Here is a 14266-nt window from a genome sequence, read left to right on the forward strand (position 1 = left end):
GGCTAGCGACGCGGCTGGTCGGCGCCATAGGCGCAGACCCGTGCACCGGCCCGTTCGCTCATGGAGCGGGCCGCCGCACCCGATGCGGCAGTGCCGGCTGCCGGTGGGTTCCAGCCTTGCGACTTCCATACAGACGCGCGCTCGTCGATGTCGACGCTGTTCAGGCCCGTGTCCTCGAGCGCGCGGATCGCTTCGCCGGCGTCGTCGCCATCGATATCGGCGGTGAGCAGGACGCCGCCACGGCGCACGCCCTCTTCGTAGACGTGGCGGTCCTCATCGGGCAGGAAGGCGTGCTTGATCGAGGCCCACAGGCCTGGCTCCTCGCGCGTGGAGTAGCCCGTTTCACCGACGGACGACTTGTCGTGGATCTTGATACTGTCGGCATCAACATTGGCGTCGATCAGCCGCTGGCGGCCCGCCTCGGCGTCGGCGCGCGTGTCGAACAATGCAGTCAGGGTACGTGACATGGCGTTTCCTTTTTAAAAAACAATGCGGGAATCAGCGCTGGAGCACGACCAGCTCGGCCCGGCGGTTCTCGAACTGGCCGGACGCCGTGGCGTTGGTATCGACAGGGTCGGTCTCTCCGCCCGAAGCGGTGTCGAGACGCTCGGCAGCAATCCCCTGGGCCACGAGCGCTGCCTTCACGCTCTCGGCGCGGTCCTTGCCCAGCGTGGCGTTGGCAGGGGCGGCGCCGCGGGCGTCGGCGTAGCCGACGATACGGATGCGCGCGTTCGGATACTGCTTCATGACGGCGGCCAGCATGTCCAGCTCTTCGCGGTCCTGCGCGCGGATGTCGCTCTTGGCAGTATCGAAATTGAGCTTCTCGAACACGAAGGTGCGGGGCAGCGCCTCGGTGCCGGCAAGATACCCGCCGACGCCCGAGGCCCCCGGCAGGACTGCGACGGCCCCGGCCGCAGCAGGGACCACCGGCGCCGGTGTGACCGGTACGGCAGCAGGTGCGACAGGCGCCGTCTCCGCCACGGGCGCCGTGCGGGCCGCCTCGTTGTCGTTGCAGCTCCTGAGCCCGAACAGGAGGGCGAGCAGTCCCAGCGCAAGGAGCAGCCAGGGCAGCCACTTTGTTTTCTTTTCCGCCCCAACATGGACGTTCCTTGGCGGTGCGCCGTCTTTGTGATTCGAATCTGCCATGAATGGTTTCTCCTTGTTCGTTCGATTGCTTGTGTTTGCGTTCCGCTTGCACGTGCATCGCACGCCTGGTCGCCTCGGATTTTGCAGGAATTCGATCGATGCTAATCAATCAAGTTCCACGACGTCTTTTTACCTGACGCTGGAAATCGCCGCCGTTCCGTTCATTCCGACAACTGTTCTCGTCCGTCCGTTCGAAAGAAAAAAGCCGGAACCTGCAAAGGTTCCGGCCTGTCGTGTTCGCCCTCGCGAGCTCAGCGTCGCTCAACAGGATGCTAGCGCCCGATACCGATCCCGATGCCGATACCCGAACCGCGTCCCCCGCTGCCCCAGCCGCCGAAGATCGAGGTCGACACGCCGCCGCGCCGGCCGCCGTTGCGCAGCTCCGATTGCAGGATGCAATCGCGCCACTGGTCGGAATCCCTGGCATAGCCCAGCTGCGAACAGGCCGGTCCGTATTCCGCCATCATCTGCTGCATTTCGATTTGCTGCTGCTGAGCCCGTTCCTGGGGGGTGGCGCACCCCAGCAGGCACAGTGCGGTCGCCGCCGCCAACGTGTATCCGCGCATGGTCTTCTCCTTAAGCAATCAATCGAGCTGGCCGCCAAGCCGACGGCCTCTGGAACGATCATACGCTTGCCTCCCATTCGACGATGTTCCTGCTGACGCCGCGCAAGTGGATCAACGATGCGACACAGCTATTGCATTATCGATAATATTGCGGCCATCACCCATCACGAAGGATATTCCCATGCCCACTGCCGCCACGGCCACTCCGATCCACCGGCACGCGCCCGGACCACTCCATGCGATCCTGCTGGGCGGGACCGTCTCGCTGTTCCTGGGCGCCATGCTCAGCGACCTCGCCTACTACCAAACCCACCAGATCCAGTGGAGCAATTTCGCTTCCTGGCTGAACGCCGGCGCCATGGTGCTCTGCGGCGTGGCACTGGTCTTCGCGCTGGTCAACCTGCTGCGCGCGCGCCAGAAAGGCGGACAGCCGCTGACGTATTTCGTGCTGCTGCTCGCCACCTTCGTGCTGGGCCTGTTCACCGCCTTCCAGCATGCCAAGGATGCCTGGGCCATCATGCCCGCCGCCCTGGTCATGTCCATCATCGTCTTCATCCTGAGCCTGGCCGCGGCCTGGATCGGCCTCAGCGCCCGCACCGGAGGTGTCAAATGAAACGCGTCGCCACCTTGAGCGTCATCGGCATGAGCCTGCTGCTGGCCGCCTGCTCCAACGAAGGCGCCAGCACCCTGGCGCTGGGACCGGATCCGAAGCTGCCGGCGCCCGAGCGCGGCATCCTGCCGAGCATGAAGATCGCCGAACCGGAAGCCTGGGGCAGCCAGAAGCCCACCGTCCCTGCCGGGTTCACCGTCACGGCCATCGCGACCGACCTGAAGATTCCGCGCCAGACCCTGGTGCTGCCCAACGGCGACATCCTGGTGGCCGAAGGCCGCGGCGGCAAGGCTGCCAAGCTCAAACCCAAGGACGTGATCGCCGGCTACATCAAGGCCAAGGGCAATACCAAGGTCAAGGGCGGCAACCGCTTGACCCTGCTGCGCGATGCCGACGGCGACGGCGTCTACGAACTCAAGACCGTGTTCGCCGAAAACCTCGACGCGCCTTACGGCCTGGCCTTTGCCAACAACACGATCTATGTCGCCAACCAGGGCGAGCTGGTCAGCTTCGCCTACCAGGAAGGCCAGACCAGGGCCGCCGGCGCGCCGACCAGCATCGCCAAGCTGCCGTCCGAGATCAACCACCACTGGACCAAGGCGATGACGATCAGCCCGGACGGCAACCACGTCTATGTCGGCATCGGCTCGAACAGCAATATCACCGAGCGCGGCATGGAAGCGGAAGTCGACCGCGCCCTGGTGTGGAAGATCGACGTCAAGACCGGCGCCTACAAGCCCTACGCGACCGGCCTGCGTAACCCGACGGCCCTGGCGATCCAGCCCGGCACCGGCACCTTGTGGTCGGTGGTCAATGAGCGCGACGAACTGGGACCGGACCTGGTGCCGGACTACCTGACTTCGGTGCGCGAAGGCGGCTTCTACGGCTGGCCCTACAGCTACTGGGGCCAGAACGTCGACGCGCGCGTGATGCCGCCGGACCCGAAAAAGGTCGCCGCCGCCATCAAGCCCGACTACAGCCTGGGTTCGCACGTGGCCGCATTGGGCCTGAGCTTCTCGTCCCCCGTGATGGGCGACAAGTTCGCCGACGGCGTCTTCGTCGGCGAGCACGGCAGCTGGAACCGCGCCAACCCGGTGGGCTACAAGGTGATCTTCGTGCCCTTCGCTAACGGACGTCCTTCCGGCGCGGCCGTGGACTTCGTGACCGGCTTCCGCGATGGCGAGGGCAAGACCCGCGGCCGTCCGGTGGGCGTGACGGTCGATCCGCGCGGCGCCCTGATCGTGGCGGACGACCTGGCCAACACCGTATGGCGGGTGGCGCGCGCCAAGGGATGAGGTTTTCGCGCCCAGGCGCGAAAATTATACCGCTGTCACCGCAAGCTGTAGAAATTGAACTGCCGAGTATCTGCGCTGTCCAACGGTGATCTGATCGATCATCGGGTGCGGCATGAACGGAGCACGTTTTACCAGTTTGCTGAAGAAACTGCCTTCGCTAACGCATCGCCAGCGAGGGCAGTTGCTGGACGCTTTGCGTCCGGCAATCGGTTTCGAGCGTGTCTGCGCGGCCATCGCGCAATCCCGACCCAGGCCCGGCTGCCCGTCCTGCCACGCTGAACGCCCTTACCGGCACGGCATCGACCGGGGCATCCAGCGCTACCGCTGTCGCGCTTGCCGCAAGACTTTCAATGCATTGAGCGGCACACCGTTGTCGCGCCTGCGCCATCGCGCCAAGTGGCTCGACTACCTGTCACAGATGCTCGAGACCGGAAGCGTACGCGCGGCGGCCAAGGCGGTGGATGTGCACCGCAACACCAGTTTTCGCTGGCGCCACCGTTTTCTTGCGCTCACGAAGCACGACCGGGCCGAGCGCCTGGCGGGCATTGCCGAAGCCGACGAGATGTTCCTGCTGGAGTCGCAGAAGGGTTCGCGCCAGCTGGACCGTCCCGCCCGACGGCGAGGCGGCGTCGCCTCCACCCGTGGCATTACGCATGAGCACGTCTGCATCCTGGTGGCGCGCGAGCGCACCGGGCAGACGCTCGACTTCATCACTGGCCGCGCCGCCGTCACCAAACGGCAGCTACACAATCATCTGGGACCGAGGCTCGATCGCGATGTGCTGCTGGTGACCGACGGTCATCCCGCTTATCGGGCGTTCGCACGAGAGGCCGGCATTGCGCACGCTTCGGTCAACCTGCGTCTTGGCGAGCGCGTGCGCGGCATCGTCCACGTACAGAACGTCAATTCCTATCATCAGCGTTTCCGGCAATGGCTGGCCCGCTTTCATGGCGTTGCTTCGCACTACTTGCCTAACTACCGAGGATGGCGCTGGGCACTCGATAGCGAACGGATTACCTCGCCCGAGCGGCTGCTGCAAGCGGCGCTGGGCGTCTTCCACACGTAACAGGTACAGCGCGAAAATTATCATAAAAACAAGCGTTCAGTTCGGCAACGCACGGAAGAGGCGGCCGACTAGCGAGATGATGGGTCATCGGGAAAGCAGACAGCACGCAGGGTTTGCAGCTCCCTCACCAAAGTGAAGGAAACATCATGCTATATACCATCGCCATCATCCTCCTCGTCCTGTGGCTGCTCGGCATGGTCACCTCGGTGGCCGCCGGTGGACTGATCCACATCCTGCTGGTCGTCGCCGTCGTCATCATCCTGATCCGCCTGTTCACGGGCCGAAAAGTGTTATAACGAACACCAGTTACTATCGAAAAGGCCGGACCCATGAAGGGTCCGGCCTTTTGTCATTTAGCTGGGCAATAAAGACGCTGCCCTGCTCCGTCTCCCAACGGGCTTGCTTTGCATGTAGGCAACACAACGCTACAATACGAGCTCGAGGCAGGCAGGCGTGTTCCACTCCCGGGTTCATGCAGATGCGCGTGCTCCTGCGCTGTTTTATCCGACCCTTTTCTGTACAACACATCACCATGCGCCCTGTTCGCGTCCTGATCGCGCTCTCTACTGTCATCCTGTCGGGCTGTGCCGTCATGGCGGTGCCCTATGCCGCCCCACCAGGCACTGGCCATCCGAAATTCACAGTGGATAACAATCTGTCCGACCCGATGTTCGTCCATGCCTATGACGATGCGACCGAATGCAAGGGACGGCGCCTGATCTCGTTCTTGCCGCCGAGGGGAAGCAAGGCGGTCGGCCTCTCCGTGGAGAAGGACTTCGCCTTCTCGCTGGCGGCCCTGGTCCCGCAACGGAAATACTGCAAGATGTTCGTGTCGTTTCGGCCGGAGCGGGGAAACGATTATTTCTCCACCCTGGAGTACGACAGCACCAGCAATACCTGCGTCTTGTCCATGAAAAAGCGCAACCGCGACGGTGAGTTCGACCTGCTGGCGACGGCCTCCATCCGGGAACAAGGCGGGCTGGCGATCGACGAGTCCGGCAGTTTCTGCAAGAAGAAACAGTAAGGATCAAGCGGGCCGCGTTTCAAGCGCCCGGCGCATGGCGTTCGAAATGCAGCCGGTCGTGCCATACGCCTGCGAGCTCGAAGCTGCGCCGCGAATGCCCATACTGCACGAAGCCGTTGCGCAGCAGGACGCGTCTGGAGGCTTCGTTGTCGAGGCGGCAGTCGGCCTCGATCCTGAAAAGCTTCAGCTTGCCGAATGCGATCTCCAGCAGCTGGCGCACCGCTTCGCTGGCGCAGCCGCGGCCGCAGGCGGATTCCCCGATCCGGTAGCCCAGCACGGCGGAATGAAAATGCGCGCGCTTGACCGCGCTCAGGTTCGCCCGGCCCAGGATCGCTCCGCCGTCGTCCTTGAGCAGGAACTGGTAGCCGCGGTCGACGAAGCTGTCCGCCATCGCGCTGCTGATCGACGCCTGCACGCCCTCCAGGGAATAAAACCCCGCCGGCCGCGCATTGATGGTCGCCTCGAAAAACGCGCGGTTCTCCAGCTCGAAGGCAAGCAGGGATGCGGCATCGAGATGGGTGGGCGCGGCCAGGATCATCCCATCTCCGCCCACAGCCGCAACAGGTTGTGATAGTGGCCGGTGATGCCGACTACCGCCTCGGTTTCGCCATGCGCCGCGCGCAGCTTCTGGATGTTCGCGTCCAGCTCGAACAGCATCGCGCGCTTGGTGTCGTCCCGCACCATGCTCTGGGTCCACAGGAAAGACGCGACGCGCTCGCCGCGCGTGACCGGCAGCACCTGGTGCAGGCTCCCCGATGGATAGACGATGGCGTCGCCCGCCGGCAGCTTGACTTCGTGGGTGCCGTAGGCGTCGACCACCACCAGTTCGCCGCCGTCGTAGTCTTCCGGCTCGCTCAGGAAGACGGTGGTGGACACGTCCGCGCGCACCGGCGGCAAGCCACCGCGCTGGGCGCGCACCGCGCCGTCCACGTGCAGGCCGTAATGCTCTCCCCCGCCGTAGGCGTTGAAGTAAGGCGCCAGCACGCGCAGCGGCAGCACGCTGGAAAAGAACAGCGGGTTGGCCATCAGGGCCGCGCTCACCATCTGCCCCAGCTCCACGGCGAGCGGCGAGCCTTCCTTGAGCTGGCGGTTGCGCTTGACCAGCGCGCCCTGCGGGCCGACGCTCTCCCGGCCATCCACCCAGTCGGGAGCGCCCTCCATGCGCGCGCGGATCTGCGCGACCTGCTCGCGCGTCAGCACACCCGGAATATGCAGCATCATGGTTCGTCTTCCTCCTGCAAGAAAAAAGCCCTCCTGATCATATCAGGAGGGCGAATCCGGTTGCCCGGCGGGGGTGGTACCCGGGGAATCAGAACTTGAGGTTGGCCATCAGCGAAGCCGAACGGCCGGCGCCCACGCCCGCATAGTGCGGCGACGAGACGCGGTCGAAATACAGCTTGTCCGTCAGGTTCTGGATATTGAGCTGGAACGACACGCTTGGGTTGAGCGTGTAGGTCGCCATCGCATCGAAGCGGGTGTAGGCCGGCGCGTATTTCGTGTTGTTGATGTTGGCGAACTGGCGGTCCGCGAAGTTGGCGCCGCCGCCGATGGTGAGCGACTTGTTCAGCGCATAGGTCGTCCACAGCGAAGCGCTGTGCTTGGGCGTGGTCGGGAAGGCGTTGCCGTTGAACGGCGACGGCGTCCAGACCGGGCGCGCGGCGGTGCCGGTGTTGACGAAACCGTTGTCGGCAACGATGCCATCGAGGTAGGTGTAGCCGCCGAACACGGTCCAGGCCGGGGTGATGCGGCCCGAGAAGCCCAGCTCGACGCCTTCGAGTTCCTTGCGGCCGACGTTCTGGGTGGTGCCGTCCGGCGCGGTGACGCGGGCATTGTCCATGTCGCTCTTGAACACGGCTGCGCTCAGCGACAGGCGTCCGCCCGGCAGCACTTCCCACTTGGTGCCCAGCTCGATGTTGCGGCTCTTCTGCGGCTGCAGGTTCTGCACCGCCACGGTGAGCGCATCCAGGCCGTCACCGCCGTCATTGCCCGGCGGCGTGGCCGAGGTGGCCCAGGACACGTAGATGCTGCCGTTGGCCTTCGGCTTGTAGACCAGGCCGGCCTGGTAGGTGTCGAAGCTGGTGTCGACCTTGGCGCGGGTGGCGGCGGTGGTGCCCACGGCCGGGGTATTGAGTTCGGTGCGGAAGTCGTCCCAGCGCGCGCCCAGGTTCAGCTGCCACTGCGGGCTGAATTCGATCGTGTCGAAGCCGTACACGGCGCGGGTGCTGGTCTCGACGCTGGTCAAGGTCGGCGACTGGGTGCGCGTAGTAGCCCATGGCTCGTACGGGTTCGGGTTGACCAGGGTGGTGCAGTTGTACAGCGTCGTCGCGCCCGAGGTCGGGCAGGTGAAGGTGCCGGTCAGCGGGTTGTTGGTGCCCGGGGTGAAGACATAGCTGCCGCGGTCGGTCTGCTCGCGCGAGAACTCGACGCCGACATTGAAGCTGTGCTTCATGCCCGCCAGGTTCCAGGTGCCGCCCAGGCTGGTGGAGTTGGCGATGGTCTCGGTGTCGACGATACGGGTGTTGGCGCGGCGCCAGAGGGTGCCGTACAGGGCGACGTTGCCCTTGGAGTCGTCCGGCTGGGTCCAGACATAATCCTGGCCGCTCTTGCCGTAGCGGGTCACGTTGCGCAGCGACAGGCTGGGGCTGAACTCGTGGCGCAGGTCGACGGTGGCGACATCGGTCTCGGTGTCGCGGAAATCGCGATTGACCAGGCCGTAGAAGGCTTCGCGGTCCACGGTGTACGGGGTGCCGCCGCCGTTCTTCGCGACATTGGGGCCGGTGGTGAACGGATTGTCGAACGGGATGCCGGTATCCGGGATCTCGCTGCTCTCCATGTGGTAATAGCTCAGGGTTGCGCGGGTCGGGCCCGTCAGGCCGAAGGTAACGCTCGGGGCGATACCCCAGCGGTCGCCGCCGACCACGTTGCGGCCGGCGACCTTGTTCTCGTGCGCCATCACGTTCAGGCGGAAGGCGGCGTTGTTGCCCAGGGTGCGGTTGAGGTCGCCGGTCACGCGGCGGTACTGGTCGGTGCCGATGCCGACGGTGGCGTTGCTGAAGTCGTAGTCCTTGGCGGTCTTGGTGACGATGTTGATGCCGCCGCCGGCCGAGGAGCGTCCGCCCAGCGCCGAATTCGGGCCTTTCACGACCTCGATCTGCTCGATCGCGAAGATCTCGCGCGACTGCGAACCCGAATCGCGCACGCCGTCGACATAGGTGTCGGTCTGGGCGTTGTAGCCGCGGATGAACAGGTTGTCGCCCACCGGGTTGCCGCCTTCGGCCGCGCCGATGGTGATGCCCGGCACGGTGCGCAGCGCATCGGTCAGCGACACGGCGCCGGTCTGCGAGATGGTCTCGGAGGTGACCACGGTGATCGATTTCGGGGTGTCCAGCAGCGGCGCGGTGAACTTGTCGGAAGCGGAGCGGCTCGGGCCCTGCACTGCGCGGTCCGGGGCGGCGTTGACGACCACCTTCGGCAGGGTGGCGCCTTCAGCCAGTTCCGGCGCGTCGTCGGCATACGCCAGCGGCATCGCCAGCGTGGCCAGCACGGCCAGCGCGGGGGCCGACAGCGCCGGCGCGGAAAGACGAGTGTGCTTCTTGCTCTTGATGAAGGGGCTGCTGGCTTGCGGCGTGATAGTGGTCATGTTCTTGTTGGTCGTGATCGCCAGCAAAGTTGCCAGCGAATATATGAAAGAGGCTGAATTTTAATGAGAACGATTCGCATTATGTTTTCTATTTGGGTTTTTTGCAAGCTGGAACCGTTCTTCCCCTGCGTTTTGTCCTGCCGAGGGGGCGGCTTGTGTCATGGCATGTAGCCGAATCAACTACAATAACCGGGACTAGGGTTTATCATGACCTTCAACAGACCTTTCCAAAAAGAGAACCCCCAGCGCCATGCGTCGTCCTTCCAAAGATTCATCCCCTAAACTCTCCGCCGAAAGCCAGCGTCTCGTCAGCGTCGCGCAAGCCATCATGCAGGCCGCCAGCCGCGTCGAGGAACGGACCTGGGAACGCCAGCTGGACACGCAACTGCAAAAGCTGCTCAAGACCAACCACCAGGACAGCATCGACGCCGCGCTGAACGCCCTGTTCAAGGACGACCTCGCCTCGTACGACGTACTGATGGATGCGGTCGAAGCCGTCAGCGAATCGGCCACCATGGTCGAGCAGCAGGACGGCAAGGAAGTCACCTGGCAGGCCCTACTCGTGGCCGCGCCGGTGCTCGCCTGGACCCGCTTCAATATCGCCTCGGGCAACATCCCTGCCGACGTGCTGGCAACCCTGCAGGCGCATTTCTCGGCCCACCTGCTGGCCGAAGGCACCCGCGTGGCGATGGCGCCTTCGCTGTATTCGATCGACCAGCTGCCGCGCACGCATGCCGAAACCTATGCGCTGACGCACAAGCTGGCCGGCGCCGCCCACAAGGGCACGACCATCAAGTCCGCCACCCGCGTGGAAGAAACCGCGCCCTTCCTGGCCGACACCCGCTACCTCCTGATCGCGATCATCGCACCGGTGGGCGCGCCGATGTTCCGCTGGCAGGAGCCGCAGCATCACATCGGCTTTGCCGAAGAACGCAACCGCGCGCTCGAGCAATGGCGCGCCCAGGGCACCGCCAACATCGCGCGCCTGCTGCCGGGCTGCGGCGTCGAGCTGCTGCTGCCGGAAGCCTATTACGTGGCCTGCCGCGAAGCGGATAAATTGATCCGCCCGATCTCGATCCGCGCCGCCGTGCACTACCTGACCCACACGCTCGGCGTCGAAGCCTCGGACCTGCGCGCCGTGATCGCCGGTTTCGGCGAAGAAGCGCCGGACATCCAGATCGACGAATACCGCGTGTCGTTCACGATCCGCCAGGACACCGACGTCATGTACGGCATCGTCTGGCCGCTGTATGGCCAGGAAGACGAGAACGGCACCCCGATGGAAGGACCGTTCGCTATTGCTCCCGGGACGCTGACCCCGATCAACGAAATCGTGGCCCACCTGAACGAGGCCGGCATCACGCACATCAAGCGCATCAGCGAGCGCTACCCGGCCGAGTATTGCGACGATTGCGGCGGGCCGCTGTTTGCCGACCCGACCGGTGAGCTGGTGCATGCCGAGATGCCGGAAGACGCGCCTCCGGGTACCGAACACTTCCACTGATCGTCGCCTGCCCTGGTGAAATATTCTTTCGCCAGGGCCGTCTGGATGAAATATTCTTTCGCGCCGTGGGCGGCCGCTCCCGCCGCCTGCGGCGCTGCCTGCACGCCATGCTAGAGTGATCGAGTGCCTGCCCAGCAGGAACCGACCCTTCATGCCGGAGATGCCAGCCATGCCCCGTTCCCTCCTCCGCCTCGCCCTGGTCGGCCTGGCCCTCTGCACGGCCGGCGCCGTGTTTGCCGCACCGGCAAAATCCCCACAACAAGCCCGCAGCAGCAGCGTCAAGGCGAAAGTCAATTACCTGGCCTTCCTGCCGAAATCCTACTCGGCCAAGGGCGGCAAGGTGCCGCTGATCGTCTTCCTGCACGGCTCCGGCGAACGCGGCAGCGACCTGGAGAAGGTGAAGGCATGGGGGCCGCCGGCCATCGTCGAGAAGGACCCGGACTTTCCCTTCATGGTCGTGTCGCCGCAAGTTCCCGACGGCCAGTGGTGGGATAGCTACCTGCTCAAAGCCATGCTCGACGACGTGCTCAAGCGCTACAACGTGGACCCGAAGCGGGTCTACCTCACCGGCATCAGCATGGGCGGCTATGGCGCCTGGGACCTGGCAATCAAGCACCCGGACTATTTCGCCGCCGTCGCGCCGATCTGCGGCGGCGGCATCGCGCGCATGGCGGGACGCCTGAAAGACGTGCCGGTGTGGGCCTTCCACGGCCTGAAGGACGAGGCCGTGCCCGAGGCGGAATCGGCGCGCATGGTCGAGGCCTTGCGGGCCCAGGGCGGCAACGTGAAATATACGGTGCTGCCGGAGGCCGGCCACATCGAGGCCTGGGTGCACGCCTATGGCGAGGCGGAATTGTTCGACTGGTTCGCGCAGCAGCGCCGGCCATGAATGCCGGCGCTGCCGCACACCCTTAGAACTTGAAGTTGGCGGTCAAGCTGGCCGAACGCGGCGCGCCGGGGGTGTAGCGGTAGCCGCTCTTGTTGATGGCTGCCACATAGCGCTCGTCGCCCAGGTTGTAGACGTTCAGGCGCAGGTCCAGGTTCGGGTTGACGCGGTAGGACGCCATGGCATCGAACACCCAGTACGAATCGGCATAGGCCGGGGTGCCGATCGCGCCGTCCGTGCCGCGCATCAGCTTGTCGCTGAAGCGGGCGCCGCCGCCGAGCTTGAAGCCCTTGCCCAGGTCGTAGGAGGTCCAGGCCGTGAACGAACGCTTCGGCGTATAGGTCAGCACGTTCTCGCCCGCCGCCGTGATCGACTTGCCCGCTTCCACGCTGGTGTCCATGTACAGGTAGCCTGCGCTGACCAGCCAGTTCGGCGCCAGTTCGCCGGTGGCGCCCAGCTCGATCCCCTGCACGCGCTTCTTGCCGGTCTGGTAGTACTTCAGGTCGACCGGATCCTGCTCGACCTCGTTCTTCACCTCGGTGCGGAACAGCGCGCCCGACAGCGACAGCTTCTGGCGCAGCAGGTCGAGCTTGCCGCCCAGCTCCGTGGTCAGGGTCTTCTGCGGATCGTAGATCGGGTTCTGGGCGCTGTTGAGGTTGCCGGACACCGTGAAGCTCGAGCCCGGCGGCAGTTTCGAGCTGGCCACCATCGCGTAGACGCTGCTGTTGGTCGTCGGCTTGTACAGCAGCGAGGCCTTGCCGTTGACCAGGGTGTCGCCCACCGAGAAGCGGGTCGGCACCAGGACATTGTTCGTCAACGCCACCACGGTGTAGTCGCCGGTGAAATGGTCCAGGCGCACGCCGCCATTGAAGATCCAGCGCTCGCCGAACTTGACGGTGTCGAAGGCGTACAGGCTCTGGGTATTGATCTCGCCTTCGTTATAGGCGCCGGTACGGGTCGGGTTGAAGCCGGTGACCGGGTCGCGCGGGTTCGGGCGGTACAGGTTCGCCGCCGGCATGCTGCCCAGGCTGGCCGGGACATAGCCGTAGGTGACCTGGCTTTCGTTGGTGAATTCCAGGCCCGTCACCAGGGTGTGGGCGAGCGCGCCGGTATCGAATTGCGAAGTCAGGGTGGTCTGGTTGGTGAGGATCCTGTTTTCCTGGTCCTTGACGGTGCGGGTGCTGCGCGCCACGGTCCAGGTGGACGGGTCGTTTATGACCGGCGTCTTGAAGTTGGCGGCGCTGGCCAGCCAGGCCGTCAACAGGTAATCCTGCTTCGTCTTGCCGTAGCGGCTGACGTTCTGCAGACGCATGGTCGGCGAGAACTCGTGCTCGACGCGCACGGTCGCCATGTCGGCCTTGATCCGGTCGTAGTCGCTGTTCGAACCATAGAAGTTCTTCGGGTCGACCGGCCGGGCGTTGGCGATGAAGGGGCGGGTCGGGTCGGGGCTGGTATAGCCCGGCAGGCCCACCGTCGAGACGCCGCCGTCGGGGATATTGTCCTGGTCCACTTGCAGGAAATCCAGGTGCACGCGGGTCGCACCGTTCAGGCCGAAGCCCAGGCTCGGCGCCACCGCCCAGCGCTTGTTGCGCACGACGTCGCGCGCCGGGCTGTCGGCATCCTGGGCCATCAGGTTCAGGCGCAGGGCGATGCCGCGCTCGGCGTCCAGCACCGTGTTCAGGTCCGCGGTGGCGCGCTTTTGCGAAGCGCTACCGCCGGTAATCGCGGCCGACCCCGCACGCGCCATGTGCGCTTTCTTGCTCACCAGGTTGACCGAGCCGGTCGGCGAGCCGCGGCCATTGTCGGTACCGGCCGGGCCCTTGACCACGTCGATCTGCTCCAGGTTGAACACGTCGCGCGAGACCGAACCGATGTCGCGCACGCCGTCGACGAAAATACTGCCGGAGGTATCGAAGCCGCGCATGAAGATGGCGTCGCCGGTATTGGTATTGCCGTTCTCCCCGAGAAAGAAGGCGCCCACGCCCGGGGTATTGCGCAAGGCCTCGGTCAGGGTCAGGGCGCCCTGCTGCTCGAACAATTCCTTCTTGATGACCTGGACCGACTGGGCGGTGTCGACCAGCTTCTCGGTGTACTTCTGCGAGGAAGCATGCTCGGCGCGGAAGCCATTGTCGACCTTGCCCACGACCTCGACGGTCGATGCCGGCGCGATGTTGTCGAAGGCCGCATTGTCCACCTCGCCCGCATGCGCCGCCATCGGCAGCAGGCAGGCTGCCAGGACGGTGCCCATCGCGGGTGCGTGGCTGTGTTTGCGGCTTTTTATTGTTTTCATACGAAGCGTTTCCTTAAGGATCAAAGAGTAGAAGCCCCGGCACGGGGCAGGTCATCAATGAAAATTATTGTAAAGAAAACGTTCAAATATGTAAACAAGAATCATTCTTATTCGCGTTTACATTTTTAGTGCTTAGCATGCCGAAACGGGCGAGCACCGCCCTGCCCTGTTGTCGGCAACGTGGAATCGGAAGGGAGATGGCAGCGCGGCCGCCATGAGAAAACGGCCCGCTATGCGGG

Annotated in this window: 14 protein-coding genes; 7 read left to right on the forward strand and 7 right to left on the reverse strand. The window is 64.7% G+C overall.

What is annotated here, in order from left to right; translation table 11 throughout:
* Positions 1-2 precede the first annotated feature (2 nt).
* From AC3XQU_RS06545 to AC3XQU_RS06555, 3 genes are all read right to left on the reverse strand, one after another.
* On the reverse strand, positions 3-467 hold the full coding sequence (locus AC3XQU_RS06545) for a hypothetical protein (RefSeq protein WP_489873336.1): 465 nt from the start codon (positions 465-467) through the stop codon (positions 3-5).
* 31 nt (positions 468-498) lie between these two features.
* Positions 499-1146, reverse strand: a complete 648-nt coding sequence (locus tag AC3XQU_RS06550) for an OmpA family protein (RefSeq protein WP_489873337.1) — start codon at positions 1144-1146, stop codon at positions 499-501.
* Between the two features lie 272 nt (positions 1147-1418).
* Positions 1419-1712: a hypothetical protein gene (locus AC3XQU_RS06555; RefSeq protein WP_489873338.1), complete on the reverse strand. Its 294-nt coding sequence runs from the start codon at positions 1710-1712 to the stop codon at positions 1419-1421.
* Between the two features lie 181 nt (positions 1713-1893).
* Here AC3XQU_RS06555 and AC3XQU_RS06560 point away from each other — a divergent pair, with 181 nt between their 5' ends.
* The 5 genes from AC3XQU_RS06560 (at position 1894) to AC3XQU_RS06580 (ending at position 5707) form a co-directional block, all read left to right on the forward strand.
* Positions 1894-2325: a DUF2231 domain-containing protein gene (locus AC3XQU_RS06560; protein ID WP_489873339.1), complete on the forward strand. Its 432-nt coding sequence runs from the start codon at positions 1894-1896 to the stop codon at positions 2323-2325.
* Positions 2322-3617, forward strand: coding sequence for a PQQ-dependent sugar dehydrogenase (locus AC3XQU_RS06565; protein WP_489873340.1), 1296 nt, complete (start codon positions 2322-2324; stop codon positions 3615-3617). The genes AC3XQU_RS06560 and AC3XQU_RS06565 overlap by 4 nt, the downstream gene beginning before the upstream one ends.
* A gap of 112 nt (positions 3618-3729) precedes the next feature.
* The gene (locus AC3XQU_RS06570) at positions 3730-4683 is read left to right on the forward strand and encodes an IS1595 family transposase (protein WP_489873341.1); all 954 of its coding nucleotides are present in this window, start codon (positions 3730-3732) and stop codon (positions 4681-4683) included.
* A 146-nt stretch (positions 4684-4829) separates the two neighbouring features.
* Complete coding sequence (locus AC3XQU_RS06575) at positions 4830-4979, forward strand: lmo0937 family membrane protein (RefSeq protein WP_171081996.1); 150 nt, start codon at positions 4830-4832, stop codon at positions 4977-4979.
* Positions 4980-5155: 176 nt separating this feature from the next.
* A complete protein-coding gene (locus tag AC3XQU_RS06580) occupies positions 5156-5707 on the forward strand; it encodes a hypothetical protein (RefSeq protein WP_489873342.1) in 552 nt (183 codons plus the stop codon).
* 19 nt (positions 5708-5726) lie between these two features.
* Here the strand turns inward: AC3XQU_RS06580 and AC3XQU_RS06585 are convergent, their stop codons facing one another.
* From AC3XQU_RS06585 to AC3XQU_RS06595, 3 genes are all read right to left on the reverse strand, one after another.
* Entirely contained in the window at positions 5727-6245 is a 519-nt protein-coding gene (locus tag AC3XQU_RS06585; protein ID WP_489873343.1) for a GNAT family N-acetyltransferase, read from the reverse strand.
* Positions 6242-6928, reverse strand: a complete 687-nt coding sequence (locus AC3XQU_RS06590; protein WP_489873344.1) for a Fe2+-dependent dioxygenase — start codon at positions 6926-6928, stop codon at positions 6242-6244. Before AC3XQU_RS06590 ends, AC3XQU_RS06585 begins: the two co-directional genes overlap by 4 nt.
* 88 nt (positions 6929-7016) lie before the next feature.
* On the reverse strand, positions 7017-9347 hold the full coding sequence (locus tag AC3XQU_RS06595) for a TonB-dependent receptor (protein ID WP_489873345.1): 2331 nt from the start codon (positions 9345-9347) through the stop codon (positions 7017-7019).
* A gap of 250 nt (positions 9348-9597) precedes the next feature.
* Here AC3XQU_RS06595 and AC3XQU_RS06600 point away from each other — a divergent pair, with 250 nt between their 5' ends.
* Both AC3XQU_RS06600 and AC3XQU_RS06605 read left to right on the forward strand, forming a co-directional pair.
* Positions 9598-10851, forward strand: coding sequence for a DUF2863 family protein (locus AC3XQU_RS06600; protein WP_489873346.1), 1254 nt, complete (start codon positions 9598-9600; stop codon positions 10849-10851).
* 169 nt (positions 10852-11020) lie between these two features.
* Positions 11021-11740 (forward strand): carboxylesterase family protein, encoded by a 720-nt coding sequence (locus tag AC3XQU_RS06605; RefSeq protein ID WP_489873347.1) that lies wholly within the window; start codon positions 11021-11023, stop codon positions 11738-11740.
* Between the two features lie 22 nt (positions 11741-11762).
* On the opposite strand, the gene AC3XQU_RS06610 is transcribed toward AC3XQU_RS06605, so the two are convergent.
* The gene (locus AC3XQU_RS06610) at positions 11763-14027 is read right to left on the reverse strand and encodes a catecholate siderophore receptor Fiu (protein ID WP_489873348.1); all 2265 of its coding nucleotides are present in this window, start codon (positions 14025-14027) and stop codon (positions 11763-11765) included.
* Positions 14028-14266: the final 239 nt, after the last annotated feature.

The sequence above is a fragment of the Telluria sp. AZSoR62 genome (genome assembly GCF_058111565.1).

Coding starts and splice junctions, on each gene's coding strand:
- AC3XQU_RS06545 (WP_489873336.1), bottom strand. CDS start 467: ATGTCACGTACCCTGACTGCATTGTTCGACACGCGCGCCGACGCCGAG.
- AC3XQU_RS06550 (WP_489873337.1), bottom strand. CDS start 1,146: ATGGCAGATTCGAATCACAAAGACGGCGCACCGCCAAGGAACGTCCAT.
- AC3XQU_RS06555 (WP_489873338.1), bottom strand. CDS start 1,712: ATGCGCGGATACACGTTGGCGGCGGCGACCGCACTGTGCCTGCTGGGG.
- AC3XQU_RS06560 (WP_489873339.1), top strand. CDS start 1,894: ATGCCCACTGCCGCCACGGCCACTCCGATCCACCGGCACGCGCCCGGA.
- AC3XQU_RS06565 (WP_489873340.1), top strand. CDS start 2,322: ATGAAACGCGTCGCCACCTTGAGCGTCATCGGCATGAGCCTGCTGCTG.
- AC3XQU_RS06570 (WP_489873341.1), top strand. CDS start 3,730: ATGAACGGAGCACGTTTTACCAGTTTGCTGAAGAAACTGCCTTCGCTA.
- AC3XQU_RS06575 (WP_171081996.1), top strand. CDS start 4,830: ATGCTATATACCATCGCCATCATCCTCCTCGTCCTGTGGCTGCTCGGC.
- AC3XQU_RS06580 (WP_489873342.1), top strand. CDS start 5,156: ATGCAGATGCGCGTGCTCCTGCGCTGTTTTATCCGACCCTTTTCTGTA.
- AC3XQU_RS06585 (WP_489873343.1), bottom strand. CDS start 6,245: ATGATCCTGGCCGCGCCCACCCATCTCGATGCCGCATCCCTGCTTGCC.
- AC3XQU_RS06590 (WP_489873344.1), bottom strand. CDS start 6,928: ATGATGCTGCATATTCCGGGTGTGCTGACGCGCGAGCAGGTCGCGCAG.
- AC3XQU_RS06595 (WP_489873345.1), bottom strand. CDS start 9,347: ATGACCACTATCACGCCGCAAGCCAGCAGCCCCTTCATCAAGAGCAAG.
- AC3XQU_RS06600 (WP_489873346.1), top strand. CDS start 9,598: ATGCGTCGTCCTTCCAAAGATTCATCCCCTAAACTCTCCGCCGAAAGC.
- AC3XQU_RS06605 (WP_489873347.1), top strand. CDS start 11,021: ATGCCCCGTTCCCTCCTCCGCCTCGCCCTGGTCGGCCTGGCCCTCTGC.
- AC3XQU_RS06610 (WP_489873348.1), bottom strand. CDS start 14,027: ATGAAAACAATAAAAAGCCGCAAACACAGCCACGCACCCGCGATGGGC.